Annotated in this window: 15 protein-coding genes; 7 read left to right on the forward strand and 8 right to left on the reverse strand. The window is 60.9% G+C overall.

What is annotated here, in order from left to right; genetic code table 11:
• Positions 1-6 precede the first annotated feature (6 nt).
• The 3 genes from C2846_RS00190 (at position 7) to der (ending at position 3,331) form a co-directional block, all read left to right on the forward strand.
• Entirely contained in the window at positions 7-648 is a 642-nt protein-coding gene (locus C2846_RS00190) for a YfgM family protein (RefSeq protein ID WP_119700407.1), read from the forward strand.
• Between the two features lie 8 nt (positions 649-656).
• Positions 657-1,793 (forward strand): outer membrane protein assembly factor BamB, encoded by a 1,137-nt coding sequence (gene bamB, locus C2846_RS00195; RefSeq protein WP_119700545.1) that lies wholly within the window; start codon positions 657-659, stop codon positions 1,791-1,793.
• Between the two features lie 86 nt (positions 1,794-1,879).
• Positions 1,880-3,331 carry a ribosome biogenesis GTPase Der gene (der, locus tag C2846_RS00200; protein WP_080049564.1) on the forward strand — a complete coding sequence of 484 codons (1,452 nt, stop codon included), beginning with the start codon at positions 1,880-1,882 and terminating at the stop codon, positions 3,329-3,331.
• A 49-nt stretch (positions 3,332-3,380) separates the two neighbouring features.
• Here der and leuA read toward each other — a convergent pair whose 3' ends face one another.
• The 3 genes from leuA to xseA all read right to left on the reverse strand — a co-directional run bounded on the left by leuA (position 3,381) and on the right by xseA (position 7,499).
• The gene (gene leuA / locus C2846_RS00205) at positions 3,381-5,051 is read right to left on the reverse strand and encodes a 2-isopropylmalate synthase (RefSeq protein WP_119700408.1); all 1,671 of its coding nucleotides are present in this window, start codon (positions 5,049-5,051) and stop codon (positions 3,381-3,383) included.
• A 235-nt stretch (positions 5,052-5,286) separates the two neighbouring features.
• Positions 5,287-6,117, reverse strand: a complete 831-nt coding sequence (locus tag C2846_RS00210) for a peptidoglycan DD-metalloendopeptidase family protein (protein ID WP_080049566.1) — start codon at positions 6,115-6,117, stop codon at positions 5,287-5,289.
• Positions 6,118-6,122: 5 nt separating this feature from the next.
• Positions 6,123-7,499: an exodeoxyribonuclease VII large subunit gene (gene xseA / locus C2846_RS00215; protein ID WP_080049567.1), complete on the reverse strand. Its 1,377-nt coding sequence runs from the start codon at positions 7,497-7,499 to the stop codon at positions 6,123-6,125.
• 149 nt (positions 7,500-7,648) lie between these two features.
• On the opposite strand from xseA, the gene guaB reads away from it, so the two are divergent.
• Positions 7,649-9,121, forward strand: coding sequence for an IMP dehydrogenase (gene guaB, locus C2846_RS00220; RefSeq protein WP_080049568.1), 1,473 nt, complete (start codon positions 7,649-7,651; stop codon positions 9,119-9,121).
• 120 nt (positions 9,122-9,241) lie between these two features.
• A complete protein-coding gene (guaA, locus tag C2846_RS00225; RefSeq protein ID WP_080049569.1) occupies positions 9,242-10,822 on the forward strand; it encodes a glutamine-hydrolyzing GMP synthase in 1,581 nt (526 codons plus the stop codon).
• A gap of 55 nt (positions 10,823-10,877) precedes the next feature.
• Here the strand turns inward: guaA and C2846_RS00230 are convergent, their stop codons facing one another.
• Genes C2846_RS00230 through C2846_RS00250 form a run of 5 tightly spaced genes read right to left on the reverse strand, consistent with a single transcriptional unit; the run spans position 10,878 to position 14,888 of the window.
• Complete coding sequence (locus C2846_RS00230) at positions 10,878-11,510, reverse strand: ABC-type transport auxiliary lipoprotein family protein (protein WP_119700409.1); 633 nt, start codon at positions 11,508-11,510, stop codon at positions 10,878-10,880.
• Positions 11,507-12,445 carry an MlaD family protein gene (locus tag C2846_RS00235; RefSeq protein WP_080049571.1) on the reverse strand — a complete coding sequence of 313 codons (939 nt, stop codon included), beginning with the start codon at positions 12,443-12,445 and terminating at the stop codon, positions 11,507-11,509. The genes C2846_RS00230 and C2846_RS00235 overlap by 4 nt, the downstream gene beginning before the upstream one ends.
• On the reverse strand, positions 12,445-13,251 hold the full coding sequence (locus C2846_RS00240; protein ID WP_119700410.1) for an ABC transporter ATP-binding protein: 807 nt from the start codon (positions 13,249-13,251) through the stop codon (positions 12,445-12,447). The genes C2846_RS00235 and C2846_RS00240 overlap by 1 nt, the downstream gene beginning before the upstream one ends.
• A 2-nt stretch (positions 13,252-13,253) precedes the next feature.
• Positions 13,254-14,390: an MlaE family ABC transporter permease gene (locus C2846_RS00245; protein ID WP_080049573.1), complete on the reverse strand. Its 1,137-nt coding sequence runs from the start codon at positions 14,388-14,390 to the stop codon at positions 13,254-13,256.
• Between the two features lie 45 nt (positions 14,391-14,435).
• Positions 14,436-14,888 carry a Z-ring associated ZapG family protein gene (locus tag C2846_RS00250; protein ID WP_080049574.1) on the reverse strand — a complete coding sequence of 151 codons (453 nt, stop codon included), beginning with the start codon at positions 14,886-14,888 and terminating at the stop codon, positions 14,436-14,438.
• Positions 14,889-15,055: 167 nt separating this feature from the next.
• Between C2846_RS00250 and C2846_RS00255 the strand changes: the two genes are divergently transcribed.
• On the forward strand, positions 15,056-15,682 hold the full coding sequence (locus C2846_RS00255; protein WP_119700411.1) for an alpha/beta hydrolase: 627 nt from the start codon (positions 15,056-15,058) through the stop codon (positions 15,680-15,682).
• 210 nt (positions 15,683-15,892) lie between these two features.
• Positions 15,893-16,993: a cell division protein ZapE gene (zapE, locus tag C2846_RS00265; protein WP_095624973.1), complete on the forward strand. Its 1,101-nt coding sequence runs from the start codon at positions 15,893-15,895 to the stop codon at positions 16,991-16,993.
• Positions 16,994-16,999: the final 6 nt, after the last annotated feature.

Below are 16,999 nucleotides of genomic sequence, written 5' to 3' on the forward strand. Positions count from 1 at the left end.
TGAAGCGTGACCTATCAAACAGAAGAAGAACAGGTAGAAAAGCTCAAGGAGCTGTGGAACAGGCACGGCATGCCTCTGTTGACCGGGGTAGTGCTGGCTCTGGCCGGGGTGTTCGGCTGGAATGGCTGGAACAACTATCAGTCAGCCCAGTCGGCCAATGCCTCGGCGCTTTATCAGTCCATGCTCGAAGCCGTGCTGGGTGATGAGTCGGTGCAGGCCCGGACCCGGGCGGCGGAGTTGGCCGAGCAACTGCGAAGCGACTACCCGAAAACCCGTTATGCCCAGTTCGCCGCGCTGATGCAAGCGCGCCTGGCGGTAGAGGCTGACGATTTTGCCGGGGCCGAAGCCTTGCTGCGCGAAGTGGTTGAGCGACGTGGCGATGAAACTTTGCAGGAAATTGCCCGCCAGCGCCTGGCTCGAGTTCTGGCTCAGCAGGAGCGGGCTGAGGAAGGCTTGGCGTTGTTTAATGGCGCAGTCAGCGGCGAGCTGCTGGCTGGGCGTGAAGAGGTCCGTGGTGATCTGCTGCTAACCCTGGGGCGTCAGGCCGAGGCACGCAGTGCCTATCAGGCCGCGCTTGAAGCGCTGGAAGATCCACGTGCGCGTCCGCAACTGCAACTCAAGCTCGATGATCTGGCGGAGGAAGCCTAGTGAAACTGATGTCTCGGTATCTGGCTGTTGGTCTGTCGGCTCTGGTTCTGGCCGGGTGCGGTAGCTCCAGCAAAAAGGAATTGCCGCCTGCGCCGCTGGAAAAATTTACCGCCGAGGTCAGCCTGGAGCGTAGCTGGAAACGCAACATCGGTGTTGGCCAGGGCAAGCTGTACAACACCCTGACTCCTGCGTTGGATGGTCTGGCTTTGTATGCCGCCGATGCTCGTGGCCGGGTCGTTGCCATGGATCGTGATACCGGGTCGGTAAGCTGGCAGGTGCGGCTCAAGGAACCACTGTCCGGGGCTGTTGGGGCCGGCGGTGGCCGGGTCATGGTCGGGACACTGGATGGTCAGGTGATCACCCTGGACGAAAACGACGGCAGCGAGTTGTGGCGCGCCCAGGTTTCCAGTGAAGTGCTGGCTCCGCCGCAAACCAATGGCGACGTGGTGGTGGTCCAGACCCAGGATGACAAACTGGTTGCGCTGGATATTTCCAGTGGCGATCAGCGCTGGATCTACGAAGCCAGTCTGCCGGTGTTGACCGTGCGCGGTACCAGCACTCCGGTCGTTAGCCTGCGCCAGGTCTACGCTGGATTGGCCAGTGGCCGGGTAGTATCGCTGGCAGCCGACAGTGGTATCCCGCTGTGGGAAGAGCGCATTGCTCAGCCCCAGGGCCGCTCGGAATTGGAGCGGATGGTCGATATCGATGGAGATCTGCTGCTGTCTGGTCAGAACCTTTACGTGGCCAGCTTCCAGGGCAACCTGGCGGCGCTGGATGCCGAGTCCGGTAACATGCGCTGGCAGCGTCCGGTGTCCAGCTATGTTGGCCCGGCGGCCGGGTTTGGCAGCGTTTATGTGAGTCACGCCAATGGCGTGGTTGAGGCGGTTGACCAGAATCGTGGCAACTCGCTCTGGCGCAATGAGAGCCTGATGCGTCGTCAACTGACCGCACCGGTAGCGTTCAGTAGCTATGTTGCCGTGGCTGACTTCGAAGGCTACGTGCACTTGCTGGCCCAGACCGACGGCCGTTTGGTCGGTCGCATCCGGGTTGATCGCAAGGGCGTGCGGGTAGCGCCGATTGCTTTGGGCGACACCCTGTACGTCTTCGGTAACAGTGGCGATCTGGCTGCGCTGAAACTGAAATAGCCGAAAAGCGGTTATACTTCTCCGGCCGCTGCGTTTGTGCGCAGCGGCCGTTTTATTTGTTAGCGCCCACTGCGCACGGAGTAAACATGGTTCCTGTCATTGCCCTGGTCGGGCGTCCGAATGTCGGTAAATCGACCCTGTTCAATCGCCTGACCAAGAGTCGCGATGCCCTGGTGGCGGACTTCGCCGGGCTGACCCGTGACCGCAAGTACGGCGAGGCCAGTTGGCAGGGCAAGTCCTATATCGTGGTCGATACCGGTGGTATCAGTGGCGACGAGCAGGGCATTGATCAGGTCATGGCCGGTCAATCGCTGCAGGCCATCGAGGAGGCCGACGCGGTGCTGTTCATGGTCGATGCCCGGGCCGGGCGCACCGCCGCCGACGAGATGATCGCCGAGCACCTGCGCAAGCGTGACAAGCATACCTTCCTGATCGCCAACAAAATTGACGGTGCCGATCAGGATGCGATCCTCGGTGAGTTCGCCGCTCTTGGTCTGGGTCAGCCGATCCCGATTGCCGCAGCCCATGGGCGCAATATCAACCCGATGCTTGAAGCGGTGCTGGCTGATGGCGCGGCAGACGAGGAGCTGGAACTGGATGCCGATGGTCAGCCACTGCCGCGTGAGCGCAAGGTGGTCGAGCCGATCGGGACCAAGATCGCGGTGATTGGCCGACCCAATGTCGGCAAGTCAACCCTGGTCAATCGCATGCTCGGTGAGGATCGGGTGGTGGTGTTCGATCAGGCCGGAACCACCCGCGACAGCATTTATATCCCCTATCACCGCCACGACAAGCCCTACACCCTGATCGATACCGCAGGGGTGCGCAAGCGTGGCAAGATTTTCGAGGCGATCGAGAAGTTCTCGGTGGTCAAGACACTGCAGGCGATTCAGGACGCCAACGTGGTGATCTTCGTGGTCGATGCCCGTGAAGGGATCGTCGAGCATGACCTCAATCTGCTGGGCTTTGTGCTGGATGCCGGGCGGGCGCTGGTGATTGCGGTCAACAAGTGGGACGGCTTGGCCGAGGAGCAGAAGGATTACGTCAAGACTGAGCTGCAGCGGCGGCTGATCTTCGCCCAGTTTGCCGACATTCACTTCATTTCCGCCCTGCACGGCAGTGGTGTGGGGCTGCTCTACAAATCGGTCGACCAGGCCTTTGCCAGTGCCATGACCAAGGTTCCGACCCGGCGCATGACCGAGATTCTCGAAGATGCCGTCACCGAGCACCAGCCGCCGATGGTCAACGGGCGGCGGATCAAGCTGCGTTACGCTCACCTGGGCGGTTCCAACCCGCCGATTATCGTAATCCACGGTAACCAGGTAGACAGCGTGCCGCGCTCCTATACCCGTTATCTGGAGAACACCTACCGCAAGGTGTTGAAGATGGTCGGCACGCCGCTACGGGTCGAGTACAAGAGCAGCGACAACCCCTACGCCGAGCGCAAGAACACCCTGACCGAGCGTCAGGTCAACAAGAAGCGCCGGTTGATGAGTCACCACAAGAAGGCCAAGAAAAAGAGCAAGGACAAGCGCTGACCGAACGCAGGCCGCTCCTGGCTTATCAGCCGGAGCGGCCTATTGGTTTCTAGGCCGCCTGTTCATCGGCGCTGCGCAGGGCCCGATTGAGGGCGCTGAGCAGGGCGCGGAAGCTGGCCGTGGTCAGATTCTCGTCGATACCGATCCCGTGCAGCGGACGCTGACCGTCCAGACGCAACTCGATATAAGCCGCCGCCTTGGCGTTGGTACCCGAGCCAATCGCGTGCTCATGATAGTCCATCACCTCAACCTGGACCGGCAGGGCGGCCACCAGCGCCTCCAGCGGACCCTTGCCGATGCCGCGCCAATGCAGGGTTTCACCATGACTGAGTACTTCGATATCTACCGCCGAAGTGCCGTTCTCTTCCTGCAGACGGTGACGAATCAGTGCATAGGGCGTGGTCGCCTGCAGATATTCACGGTCGAGCAGTTCATGAATCTGTAAGGCGGTCATCTCCAGGCCCAGACGGTCGGTCTCACCCTGGACCACTTGGCTGAATTCGATCTGCAGACGACGTGGTAGACTGATCCCGTATTCCTGCTCAAGCAGGTAAGTAATGCCGCCCTTGCCGGACTGGCTGTTGACCCGGATCACCGCCTCGTAGCTGCGGCCAATATCGGCCGGATCGATAGGCAGGTAGGGGACTTCCCAGATGCCGTTCGGATCCTGCTGGACGAAACCCTTGCGGATCGCATCCTGGTGCGACCCGGAAAAGGCAGTGTGAACCAGATCGCCGACATAGGGATGACGTGGGTGCACTGGCAACTGGTTGCACTCTTCAACCACCTTGCGCACCGCGTCGATGTCGGAGAAGTCCAACCCCGGGTGCAGGCCCTGGGTGTACATGTTCAGCGCCAGGGTTACCAGGTCGACATTACCGGTGCGCTCGCCATTGCCGAACAGGCAGCCTTCGACCCGGTCGGCACCGGCCAGCAGGCCCAGTTCGGTGGCGGCTACACCGGTGCCACGGTCGTTGTGGGTGTGCAGGCTGATCAACACGCTGTCGCGGCGGCTGATATGGCGGCAGAACCACTCGATCTGGTCGGCGTAGATGTTCGGGGTGGCAACTTCCACGGTGGCCGGCAGGTTGAGGATCACCTTGTGCTCAGGCGTCGGTTGCCAGACATCCAGCACGGCGTCACAGACTTCAACGGCAAACTCCAGTTCGGTGGAGGTAAAAATCTCCGGCGAGTACTGGAAGGTCCACTCGGTCTCGGGCTGCTGCGCCGCCAACTCGCGGATGCGCTTGGCAGCATTTACCGCAATGGCGACCACGCCAGCCTTGTCCTGATTGAAGACGATGCGCCGGAAGCTCGGTGCGGTGGCGTTGTAGACATGCACAATTGCCCGTTTGGCACCGCGCAGTGACTCAAAGGTACGGGTAATCAGGTCGTCGCGGGCCTGGGTCAGAACCTGGATGGTTACATCGTCAGGAATATGACCATCTTCAATCAGGGTGCGGACGAAGTCGAAGTCGGTTTGAGAGGCTGACGGAAAGGCCACTTCGATCTGCTTGACTCCAACCTTGACCAACGTCTGAAAGAACCGCAGTTTCTTGGCCGGGTCCATCGGTTCGATCAGCGACTGGTTACCGTCGCGCAGATCCGAACTGCACCAGACAGGCACTTCGGTGATGGTCTTCGACGGCCAGGTACGGTCGGGGATGTCGACCGGCTGGAACGCACGGTATTTGCTGGACGGGTCTGTGAGCATGGTCATGGCCGGGCTTCCTGAAAAAAATAGAAACCTCGTTTTTCAGAGGTTCCATAGCGCCTTGTGGGCGTGACTGAAACGGGTGTATTTGAGGTTTTGTTGCAGTAGAAGGTAATTCTGCTGAAGTTTGATTTCAATAGTGTTTTAAAAAATGGTGATTTATAGCGCTGTTATGGCTATTGGTGGATTTTATTGCTTTTGAGGCCGGGTTTGCGCATCAGGCTTGCGCGGCCCGGCAGGCTCAAGGCATGAAGGCGCCAATGAAAATCGCCGGATCGACCCGGGCGTTGTTCAGGCTTACATTCCAGTGCAGGTGTGGTCCAGTGGCGCGCCCGGTGGCGCCAACCTTGCCGATATGCCCGCCACGGGGCAGTTCGTCACCGACCTTGACGTCGATCGCCGACAGGTGACAGAACATGCTGATCAGCCCCTGGCCGTGATCGACGAACACCGTCTTGCCATTGAAAAAGTAATCGCCGACCAGAATGACCGTGCCCGCTGCCGGGGCCTTGATCGGGGTGCCGGCCGGGACTGCAAAATCAAGCCCGGAATGCGGGTTGCGCTCCTCGCCATTGAAGAATCGGCGCACGCCGAACGGGCTCGACAGACGCCCGTCTACCGGCCGATCGAACAGCAGGTTGCTGGGTTGGCGCGGGCTGAAGCTCTGGTAACCCTGAATTTGCTCGTCGAGTTCGCGCTGAATGCGCCGTTGGTGGGCCGGGTCAGGAGTAACGTGCTGCTGATTGCGCAGGGTGATGTGTTGGGCCGGGTAATGACGATCATTGACCTGGAAGTTCAGATGCTGGCCGTCGCCCAGTTCAATCTGTTGCTGACCAGGTTGCACCGACAGCGGGATGCCGACGATGGCGATCCAGCGCTTGCCGTCCTCGCGAATCACCAGTACCGGGTGGTCCTGATAGCGCACGCGCGGCGCCTGGGGTTGTTCTGGCAGGGCTATTACCGCCACGCCGCCGGGAACCGGCTTGTTCAGCAGGCGGGTAATAAATCCGCCTTCGGCCAGGGCCGGCAGGCTCAGGGAGCACAGCAGAATCAGGGCAAACAGGTGGCGCATGGGCATCAATCCAGCAGAGATAAGGTGTGCGGGGTGGGGGCTTCGACTCTGAGATCGAGCTGGCCATCGTGCAGGCGGGCTTTCAGGTGCTGGCCAGCCCGGGTCTGTGCGGCGCTGCGAATGGCTTGGCCCTGATCGTCGAGCAAAATGCTGTAGCCACGCCCCAAGGTTGCCAGCGGGCTGACCAGATGCAGGGTCTGGGCCAGGCTGCTGAAGCGTTGGCGGCGCTGTTGCAGACTCTGCTGCATGGCACGTGGCAGGCGTTGGCGCAGGTGTTCCAACTGCTGGCTCAGCAGCCCCAGCTGGCGGCCGGGGTGTTGCAACTGCAAGCGCGCGCCCAAGCGTTCCAGGCGCTGCTGCTGGTGGGCCAGAAATTGCTTGTGGGCGCGCCGCAGGCGCAGTTCCAGGTCATCCAGGCGCTGGGCCTGTTGTGCCAGACGCTCGCCGGGGTGGCGCAGGCGCCGGCGCAGGCTATCAAGTCGCAAGTGGTCGCGGGCCAGACGTTCGTGCAGGCGCTGCTGCAACTGGCGTTGATACAGCTGAAACTGGCGCAACATGGCCTGACCGTCGGGGCTCAGCAATTCGGCGGCGGCTGATGGGGTAGGCGCGCGCGCATCGGCGACAAAATCGCTGATGGAAAAATCGGTCTCGTGACCGACGGCGCTGACCGTTGGCGTCTGGCAGGCGGCCAGTGCCCGGGCGACGATTTCCTCATTGAACGGCCACAGGTCTTCCAGCGAGCCGCCGCCGCGGGCCACGATCAACGCATCGAAGCCGGCACGCTCGGCACGCTCGATGGCGCGGACGATCTGCGGCGCGGCTTCACGGCCCTGAACGGCGGTGGGAACGATCACCAACTCGATATAGGGTGCCCGACGGCCGAATACGCTGATGATGTCGCGAATCGCCGCGCCGCTGGGGGAGGTGATCACTCCGATCCGACGCGGGTGGCTGGGGAGCGGGCGCTTGCGTTCCGCGGCGAATAACCCCTCAGCCTGAAGCTGGGCCTTGAGCGCCTCGAAGGCCTGGCGCAGGGCGCCGTCGCCGGCTGGTTCCAGGCTATCGAGAATCAACTGATAGTCACCGCGGCCCTCATACAGGCTCACCCGGCCGCGGGCACGGACCTGCAGACCGTCGCGCAGATCCATGCGTACGCGCTGGGCATGCTGGCGGAACAGTGCGCAGCGGACCTGGGCCTTGGCATCCTTGAGGGTGAAATACAGGTGACCCGACGACGGGCGGGCCAGATTCGACAGCTCGCCCTCAACCCAGATCTGCGGGAATACCTCTTCCAGCAGGCTGCGGGCCCTGGCGTTGAGTTGGCTGATGGTAAGTACTTCGCGCTCGCGACTGAGGCGCTGAAAAAGCTGGTCATCATTCATGCCGCTATCTTAGGGGCTGTTGCCCTGCGCTCACAACCGCCGCAAGGGGGCAAAAATCTCTGTGATCATGACTGACGAATGCGATTGAGTGGTGGCGCTGCGATAGGTATAATGGCGCGCTTCCATTTTTCCCGCTCGGGAGCCCTGCTATGCTGCGTATTAGCCAAGAAGCCCTTACCTTCGATGATGTTCTGTTGGTGCCCGGATATTCCGAAGTACTGCCCAAGGATGTCAGTCTCAAGACCCGGCTCACCCGGCAGATCGATCTGAATATCCCGCTGTTGTCCGCTGCCATGGACACCGTGACTGAAGCGCGTCTGGCCATTGCCATGGCCCAGGAAGGCGGCATGGGGATCATTCACAAGAACATGACCATCGAGCAGCAGGCGGCCGAAGTGCGCAAGGTCAAACGCTACGAGTCCGGCGTGGTTCGTGACCCGATCACCATCGATGCCGATGCCAGCGTTGGTCAACTGTTCGATCTGACCCGTCAGAACAACATTTCCGGTGTGCCGGTCATGTACAACGACAATCTGGTCGGCATCGTCACCTCGCGCGACGTGCGCTTTGAAACCAACATGGATGCCCGGGTACGCGACATCATGACTCCCAAGGAGCGCCTGGTGACGGTCAAGGAAGGTGCCGAACTGCAGGAAGTGCGCAAGCTGCTGCACAAGCACCGGATTGAGCGGGTCCTGATTGTCGATGACAACTTCCGCCTGCGCGGCATGATGACCGTCAATGACATTGAAAAAGCTCGTGCCTATCCGCTGGCCAGCAAGGACGACCAGGGTCGTCTGCGCGTAGGTGCGGCGGTCGGTACCGGTGCAGATACCCCGGAACGTGTCACCGCGTTGGCGGCTGCCGGCGTCGACGTGATCATCGTCGATACCGCCCACGGCCATTCCCGGGGTGTGATCGACCGGGTGCGCTGGGTTAAAGACAACTTCCCCCAGATTCAGGTGATCGGCGGCAACATTGCCACCGGCGCTGCTGCCCGCGCGCTGGCCGAGGCCGGGGCTGACGCGGTCAAGGTGGGCATTGGCCCAGGTTCGATCTGTACCACCCGCATCGTTGCTGGTGTCGGTGTGCCGCAGATTTCAGCCATCGCCGATGTTGCCGCAGCACTCAAGGATACTGACGTACCACTGATTGCCGATGGCGGTATCCGTTTCTCTGGTGACCTGTCCAAGGCCATTGCTGCTGGTGCTTCGGCGGTGATGATGGGCTCTATGTTCGCCGGCACCGAAGAGGCGCCGGGCGAGGTCGAGCTGTTCCAGGGCCGTTCCTACAAGGCCTACCGTGGCATGGGGTCTCTGGGGGCGATGGCCAACGCCGGTGGCGGTTCGGCAGATCGTTATTTCCAGGACTCCAGCGCGGGTGCCGAAAAACTGGTGCCTGAGGGCATCGAAGGCCGGGTACCCTACAAGGGGCCGCTGGCGGCGATCATCCATCAGTTGATGGGTGGCCTGCGCGCGTCGATGGGCTATACCGGCTGTGCCACCGTTGAAGAAATGCGTACCAAGCCGGAGTTTGTGCGTATTACCGGCGCCGGCATGAGTGAGTCGCACGTGCATGACGTGCAGATCACCAAGGAAGCACCGAATTATCGGGTTGGTTGAGGTTCTTTTGCTGAAAGCTTGAGGCTGAAGGCTGGAAGACAAGCTCCTGCGTGCACGGAGACGGGTCTTCCAGCCTTCAGCTTTCAGCGCAGCCATATGTCATTTTCCAGAGGAAAGCTCATGTCTCAGCACGACATCCACGCCCACCGTATCCTGATTCTGGACTTCGGTTCGCAGTACACCCAACTGATTGCCCGCCGGGTGCGGGAAATCGGCGTCTATTGCGAAATCCATCCCTGGGACATGGACGCAGCGGCGATTCGTGAGTTCGCCCCGCGTGGCATCATTCTCGCTGGTGGCCCCGAGTCGGTGACCCTGGACGACACCCCGCGTGCGCCGCAGGTAGTATTCGAGCTGGGTCTGCCGGTGCTGGGCATCTGCTACGGCATGCAGACCATGGCCGAGCAGTTGGGTGGCAAGGTTGAGGGCTCCGAGGAGCGCGAGTTCGGCTATGCGCGGGTCGATATTGTCGGCAAGAGCCCGTTCCTGTCGGGTATCGAAGATCATATCGATGATGATGGCGTACTGTCGCTGGACGTGTGGATGAGCCACGGCGACAAGGTGGCCAACCTACCCGAAGGCTTCCACATCCTGGCCAGTACTCCGAGCTGCCCGATTGCCGCGATGGGCGACGAAAGCCGGAACTTCTACGGCGTGCAGTTCCACCCCGAGGTGACCCACACCAAGCAGGGGCTGCGGATTCTGTCGCGTTTCATCCTTGACCTGTGTGGCTGTGAAGCGCTGTGGACACCGTCGAATATCGTTGAGGATGCCATCGCCCAGGTGCGTGCCCAGGTTGGCGACGCCAAGGTGCTGCTTGGCCTGTCCGGTGGAGTCGACTCCTCTGTGGTGGCGGCCCTGCTGCACCGGGCCATAGGCGATCAACTGACCTGCGTATTCGTTGACAACGGTCTTCTGCGTCTGCATGAAGGCGAACAGGTCATGGCCATGTTTGCCGAGAACATGGGCGTCAAGGTGATCCGCGCCAACGCTGAAGACAAGTTCTTGTCACGCCTGCTCGGAGTCACCGACCCGGAAGACAAACGCAAGATCATTGGCCGCACTTTCATCGAGGTGTTCGATGAGGAAGCCACCAAGCTGCAGGGCATCAAGTATCTGGCTCAAGGCACTATCTACCCCGACGTCATCGAATCGGCCGGGGCCAAGACCGGCAAGGCCCATGTGATCAAGTCGCACCACAATGTCGGCGGCCTGCCCGAAGATATGCAGTTCGAACTGGTCGAGCCGCTGCGTGAACTGTTCAAGGACGAAGTGCGCAAGATCGGCCTGGAACTGGGTCTGCCCTACGATATGGTCTATCGCCACCCGTTCCCGGGCCCGGGCCTGGGCGTGCGGATCCTGGCCGAAGTGCGCAAGGAATACGCCGATATTCTGCGCCGCGCCGACTATATCTTCATCGAAGAGCTGCGCAAGGCCGATCTGTACCACAAGACCAGCCAGGCCTTCGCCGTGTTCCTGCCGGTCAAATCGGTTGGTGTGGTCGGTGACGGCCGCCGCTACGAATGGGTCATCGCCCTGCGCGCGGTGGAGACCATCGACTTCATGACCGCCCGCTGGGCGCACCTGCCCTACGAGTTTCTGGAAACCGTATCGAACCGGATCATCAATGAAATTGCCGGGGTCTCGCGGGTAACCTACGACATCTCCAGCAAGCCGCCGGCAACGATTGAGTGGGAATGATCCTGCTGCTGGTTTGACAAGGCCCGCCAATTGGCGGGCCTTGTCGTTTGGCGGTTCAGGGCCGGTGCTGTTGGTAGTCCTGCAGTTGCGGTAGAGCCCAGTCGAGCAGTTGGCTGGAGAGCTGGTCCAGGGCCAGGCCATAGGCCTTGACCGCGCCGGCTGGTTGGTGGTCATCAAGGGGCTGTTCGACCAGGAAGGTGCGGCTGGCGATGACGTGGCGGTTGCCGGGTTCGATCAGGCGGGCTACCAGTTCGACCGTGGCTTGTGGGCCTTGCTCGCTGTAAATCACCTGGAAGCGCTGCAGATCACTGCCCAGGTGAAGGTCGGCGTGCAGGCCGTGCTCGTCACTGGTGACGCTTTCCAGGCCGCTGCGCAGGCTGAAGCTGCGGACCAGGTGTTCGCGCACCAGTGCTGGCGCCGGGTCGCTCCAGCGTGCTCCCTTGTAGGTGCTGAGTTGGTCGCCCTGGGGGTTGACCAGCATCCTTGGGCCGCTTTGTGCAAAGCCGGCCTGTGGAGTGTTGATCCGCAACGACAGGCTCAGTGGCTGAACCTGGGGATTGCTGCCCAATGTCGAAGCGGGCAACTGATAGACCCGTACTGGCTCGCTTTCCGGAATCAGGGTGCAGGCGCTGAGCCAGAGCAGGCCGCTGGCTGCCAGTAGAGGACGCAGAGTGGTTGCACGGATCACGGTTCAAACTCCTCCATGGTGTCGCGGCCCAGCAGGAAGCGGGTTGGGTTGTCTTCCAGACGGCGGCTGATGTTGCGTAGTGAATTCAGGCTGCTGCGCAGTTCATTCACGGCCGGCTCCAGCTGCCCAAGTCCTTGCATGCCGGAGGCGAAGGCCTCGCTGTTGTTGCTCAGTAGCTCTTCCAGCAGGCCACTGGTGCGGGCGATTGAGGCCAGTGCCTGTTCGGCGTTGTCGAGTGTGCGGGTGCCCTGCTCGTTGAGCAGGGTATCGGCGTCACGCATCAGGTTGCTGGTGTAGTTCAGAGTTTCGCTGGCCTGGCGGCTGATCTTGGTCAGTTCGCTGACCAGTATCTGCAGGTTGTCGCCCTGACCGGCAATGGCCTGGGTGGCCTGATCGATTGAAGACAGGGTGCGGCTGATGCTGGCAGCGTTTTCTTCGGACAGAATGGTACGGGCGTTGGCGACCAACTGGTTGATGTTGGTCACCAGATCTTCGCCGTTGGCCAACAGCGTGGAAATCGGCGAGGGGGTGGCGATGATCACCGGGTCCTGACCGTTCTTGCCGCGCAGCAGTGGGCTTTCGGGATTACCGTGGCTGAGCTCTATGACCGAGGTGCCGGTGATGCCAGTAAATGATAGCCGGGCGCGAGTGTCTTCCTTGATAGGGACTTCGCTACCAACTCTAATCCGTGCCAGAACCCTGCGGGGGTCGTTGGGGTCGAGGCTCAATTCACTGATGTCGCCGATTCGGATGCCACTGTATTGCACCGAGCTGCCACGCGACAGGCCGGTCACCGCTTCGTTGAAGACGACCAGATAGTAGTTGTACTCCCGGCTGGTGCTGGAGTGGCTAAGCCAGATGGCGAAGAAGATCCCGGCCGCGCCGGCCAGCAGAGTGAACAAACCGATCAGAACGTGATGGGCACGGGTTTCCATTAGCTTTGCAACTCCCCAGGGGCGCTGGAATGGGCACTGAATGCGGCAGCTCGACCGCGCGGGCCATGAAAGTAATCCTGAATCCAGGCGTTGTCGGTGGCGGCGACTCGCTCCAGAGTGTCGGCGACCAGCACCTTGCGGTTGGACAGGACGGCAATTCGGTCGCAAATGGCGTACAGGGTGTCGAGGTCATGGGTGACCAGAAACACGCTCAACCCCAAGGCATCGCGCAGCGTCTTGATCAACTGGTCGAAGGCGGCGGCGCCGATCGGGTCGAGTCCGGCGGTCGGCTCGTCCAGAAACAGGATGTCCGGGTCCAGCGCCAGGGCTCGCGCCAGGGCGGCGCGTTTGACCATGCCGCCGGACAGCTCGGACGGATACTTGTCACCGGCACCGGGCGGGAGTCCGGCCAGTGCCAGTTTGATCGAGGCCAGGTGCTCGGCATCATCGCGGCTGAGGCCGGCATGTTCGATCAGTGGCAGGGCGACATTTTCGGTTACGGTCAGCGAAGAAAACAGTGCGCCTTGCTGAAACAGCACGCCAAAGCGTCGTTCATATTGCGAGCGCTGGGTTTCGGGCAGCGTTTGCAGGTCCTGACCGAATACTTTGACGCTGCCGGCGTTGGGCCGGCGCAGGCCGACGATGGAGCGCAGCAGTACCGACTTGCCGGTGCCTGAGCCGCCGACCACGCCGAGAATTTCCCCCTCCTTGATATCCAGGTCGAGGTTCTCGTGAATGGTTTGGGTGCCGAAACGGTTGACCAGGCCGCGGACTTCGACCAGAGGAGTCGCCTTGGTGGTATCCATGCTCACCACCCCATCTCCATGTAGAACAGTGCTGCCAGGGCGTCGATCAGGATCACGACGAAGATCGACTGTACCACGCTGGAGGTGGTGTGCTCACCGACCGATTCCGCACTGCCACTAACCTTGAAGCCTTCCAGACAGCCGATGATGGCAATCAGGAAAGCAAACAGCGGCGCCTTGGCCATACCCAGCAGGAAGTGGCGGACCTCGACATTGTTCTGCAGGATGCTGAGAAACATGGTCGGTGAAATGTCCAGGGACAGCGCGCAAACCATGGCTCCGCCAAACAGACCGGAGATCATGGCCACGAAGGTCAGCAGCGGCAGGGCGACCAGCATGGCCAGCACCCGGGGTAGCACCAAAATGTCCAGCGGGTTGAGACCCAGAGCCCGGATCGCGTCGATTTCCTCGTTGGCTTTCATTGAGCCGATCTGGGCGGTAAAGGCGCTGGCGGTGCGGCCGGCCATCAGGATGGCAGTCAGCAGCACAGCGAATTCGCGCAGGAACGAAAAAGCGATCAAGTCGACGGTATAGATGCTGGCGCCAAACTCTGACAGCACGGTGGCGCCGAGAAAGGCGATTACAGCACCGACCATGAAGGTCAGCAAGGCCACGATCGGTACCGCATTCAAGGCGGTTTGTTCGATCTGGGCGACTACGGCGGTTACCCGCCAGTTGCCTGGGCGCAGCAGGTTGCGGGCAAACCCGGCCAAGGTCAGGCCGATGAAGCCGAGCAAGTCGGTGGTGTGTTGCCAAAATACGGCCATGGCTTTGCCGACCCGCTCCAGCAGCTCAAGTAGCGTGGCGCGTGGAGGCAGATGTTCTGGGGCAGTTTCCTGCTGGCTGTCGACAATCCGCTTGAGCAGGGCGCGGCGTTCCCGGGGCAATTCGCTGGAGTCACTCAGGCGCAGAAGAAGGTCATGGCCGAGCAGTTCGGCCAGCAATTGTCCGCCAGCGGTGTCGAGCTTGCCGAGTTGGCTGAGATCAGCGTCGCTCCAGGCCGATTTGCCGCTGCGGGCCTTGAGTATCAGGCGTCGCAGTTCGGCGTAATGGGGAAGAGTCCAGTCACCCTGGATAATCAGTTGCTCGGGATTGCCTGGTGCGTCTCGGACGAAGTCGTTAGCAGGTAAGGCCGGCATGCTGGTCGGTTCCGGGTGGGGCTGCCGGTAGCCGGCAGCCAGGGCTCAGGACTTGCGCTTGAGACCGAACTCTTCGGACAGGGTGCCCGGGCTGTCTTCGGTCTTGGGCGCATAGTCGCGCGGAGGCTCAAGGGTATCGAAGACCGCGTTGGCACGCTCGCTTTCAACCGGTGCGGCTTCCTGTTCAAGGGCAGCCAGCAGGCGTTGACGAGTCATGTCGTCAGGGGCCAGTTCCATGGCGCCGTGGGTCAGATGTTCCTGAATCTCCTGATAGTTGCGGTTGAGCCGGGCGACCAGAGTTGCGGTGGTCTTGAAATGGCTGGAAACTTCTTGTTGATATTCTTCGAAACGCAGTTGCAGGCTTTCCAGTTGAGCCTGGGTGTTGGTCGACTGGCCGCCGCTCACACGCCGCGCTACCTGGGTCAGAACAATACCCAGGACAATGCCGATGGCCAGTGCGATGATGACCGCAATCCACAGATTTTCGCTTGATTCCACCTTCGGCTCCCTTCTTGATTCGATTGTAGGACAGTGCAACAGCACGCCCCTGACAGCTATGTCTTAACGGTAGCGACATTTCATGTACAAGGCTAGTACCCTTAGCCTTATCGCTAATACAGCCATGCGACGTCAGTCCGAAAGTTACAGTCACGGAGAAAATGCAAATGAGTCAAAGCCGTCCCGAGGAGCAGTCGTTGATCGAGGGGCCGGCGGGTCCGCTGGAGGTAGTGTTGACCCGGGCCGAGCAGCCTACTGCGCTGGCGGTGATCTGCCATCCGCATCCGCTGCATGGCGGCACCCTGCACAACAAGGTAGTGCATACCCTGATGCGGGCCGCGCGCGATCAGGGTGCCAGCACCGTACGGTTCAATTTTCGCGGAGTTGGCAAAAGTATTGGCGAACATGACGATGGGCGTGGCGAAACCGCTGACTGTCTGGCCGTGATCGATTGGGCGCGGCGCGAGTTGGGTGATTTGCCGCTGTGGGTGATGGGCTTTTCGTTCGGCGGTTATGTTGCGGCCGCAGCGGCCAGCCAGTTGCAGCAGTGGCCGCAGCGCCTGGTGTTGGTGGCTCCCTCGGTTGAGCGTATGCCCTTCGCCGATCTGATGCCGCTGGCTGGCCCGGCAACGGTGCTGATGGGCGAGGCCGATGAGGTTGTCGCTTCCGAGGCGGTGTTCGACATGTTGGAAGGGCAGCCAGGAGTCGATATGCAGCGCTTTGCGGCTACCGGGCACTTCTTTCACGGCAAGCTGGTGGAGCTCAAGGCAGCGGCCGAGCGTTCGCTGGCCTAGGGAACTTCTGAAAAACTACCTGCGTTGGCAATACTGCGTTAAAAACAGCCTCCAAATGCTCATTTACACCGCGTAAACTGCGCTTTGTCGGCTGTTTTTGCCTTGTCTTGCCGGCCTCGCCTACGTTTTTCAGAGGTTCCCTTCTGATTGCCAAGGGCTACTGCCGGCGGGTACAGTATCGCCCCCGTCGATATCCCTTGGTACACCAGCATGACGCCCCTTGAACGCTATCAGGCGGACCTCAAGCGTCCGGACTTTTTCCATGACCCGGCTCAGGAGCAGGCGGTCCGGCATTTGCAGCGCCTGTATGATGATCTGGTTGCCAGCGAGCTGAACCAGCGAACCGGTAGTGGGCTGTTCGGCAAGCTGCGCAAGCGTCGTCCCGAGTTGATCAAGGGCCTGTATTTCTGGGGTGGAGTGGGTCGGGGCAAGACCTATCTGGTTGATACCTTCTTCGATGCGCTGCCGTTCGAGCGCAAGATGCGTACTCACTTCCACCGCTTCATGCAGCGTGTGCATCAGGAATTGAAGACGCTCAAGGGCGAGAAGAACCCGCTGACGGTCATTGCCAAGCGTTTCGCCAACGAGGCCCGGGTTATCTGTTTCGACGAGTTCTTCGTTTCGGATATCACTGACGCCATGATTCTCGCCACCTTGCTCGAGGAGTTGTTCAAGAACGGCGTGAGCCTGGTGGCGACCTCGAATATCGTCCCGGATGGTCTGTACAAGGATGGTTTGCAGCGTGCCCGCTTTTTGCCGGCGATTGCGCTGCTCAATCAGCACACCGACGTTGTGAATGTCGATAACGGGGTCGACTATCGCCTGCGCGCCCTGGAGCAGGCTGAGTTGTACCACTGGCCGCTGGACGCCGAGGCCGAGGTGAGCCTGCGTCGCAGCTTCGAAAGCCTGGTGCCGGATATCGTTGAGGTGGTCGAGGCCGAGGTGCTGACTATCGAGAATCGGCCAATTCGCTCGGTTCGGGTCTGTGAAGACGTGGCCTGGTTCGAGTTTCGCGAGCTGTGCGACGGGCCGCGCAGCCAGAACGACTACATCGAGCTGGCCAAGGAGTTTCACGCCGTGCTGCTGGCCAATGTAGAGCAGATGGGCGTCAGCAAGGATGATATGGCCCGGCGCTTCATCAATCTGGTCGATGAGTTCTACGATCGCAGCGTCAAGCTGATCATTTCAGCTGAGGTTGATCTCAAGGATCTCTACAGCGGTGGCCGGCTCGAGTTTGAATTTCAGCGCACTCTGAGTCGGTTGCTGGAAATGCAGTCGCACGAGTTCCTGGCGCGACCGCACCGCCCATAGATGTCC

The organism is Pseudomonas jilinensis, assembly GCF_003586265.1.
Lineage (GTDB): Bacteria > Pseudomonadota > Gammaproteobacteria > Pseudomonadales > Pseudomonadaceae > Halopseudomonas > Halopseudomonas phragmitis.